The following is a 1,093-nucleotide window of genomic DNA, read 5'->3' as shown; positions in this document are numbered from 1 at the left end:
CCACCCAGAACTCCGGTAGCTGCAACGGATAAGACGCCAGACTGAACACCATCAACGCCAATATCCCTCCTGCCGCTCCTGCCTGCCTGTTTTTCACCCCCCGGAACAAGGAATAGCCTAACAACAATACAAAAACCATTAAACCCACCAACCCTTGTTCCAAACCAATTTGTAAGAATTCATTAAATCCGTATTCCGGACAGCCTGCGACCATCATCTCTGTTTCCGAGGCTTCCCCGGAGGCAAAATACTGCGCCTGTGTTTCTGCATAAGCAGCCGGAAAACCTCCCAGTCCGGTTCCGGTCCAGGGTTGTTCCACTATAGCTTGTTCAGTTATTTTCCATAAAAGTAGCCGGCCATTGGCAGAATCTTTCTTTAGAAGAAAAATACCCGTCAATGCACCGGCTACAGAAATTAGTACCAAAACAGATGATACTATAGTTAAGGTTTTAAATTCATAAATGTATGTTTTTGTTTTTTTCCATCCGATCCGTTGTTCCCAGTACACCCATGCACATGACAGGGCGGCAGCGATCCAGGCTGTCCGGCTCATTCCGGCAGGCAATACTACGATGATTGCCAGCAAGGTACCCCATGCCAGATAATACAGATACATTTTTGTTTGCCGTAAGATCATCCACAGGCAAACCGGCAATACGATTGCGAGATATCCTGAATAGGGTCCCGGGTTATAAAAATCTCCGGTCAGCCTGAACAGGGAATGGTTAGAGCCTTCAAAGCCATGCAACTGCCGCATCCCCAAAACAGCTTCGACCAATCCGGTTACAACGATCGTTGTCAGAAAAAACAATCGTAGTTGAGGCCATCCGGTAAATATAAATCGCAACAGAAACCACAGTACGACCAGTTGTCCTCCGAACAACATTTTCTCCGGTTCCGGATTCAGTTGCCAGTTATAAGTGAGCGCAACGATAGTTGCCAAAACAAGCACTAATCCGTCTGCCTTTGAAAAAGCAAACTGTTTCGCCGGTCTTGTCAGCACGGCAGCCAGCAGGCTGCATGTCGTCAGAAATAACATTGACAGATGAAACCAGTGTACTTTCCCCGTGACTAACCCGTTTACCAGGCTGAT

At 47.2% G+C, this 1,093-nt stretch carries 1 protein-coding gene; it reads right to left on the bottom strand.

The annotated features are described in order from the left end of the window. Positions 1-1,093: O-antigen ligase (locus tag DWW23_RS26330; RefSeq protein WP_147382654.1), on the bottom strand; the 1,093-nt coding region annotated here is incomplete at both ends.

The sequence above is a fragment of the Parabacteroides sp. AF14-59 genome (assembly GCF_003479515.1).
Classification (GTDB): Bacteria; Bacteroidota; Bacteroidia; order Bacteroidales; family Tannerellaceae; genus Parabacteroides; species Parabacteroides faecis.
Note: the sequence above shows the minus strand (reverse complement) of the source record. Positions and strands in the feature narration are given on the sequence as shown.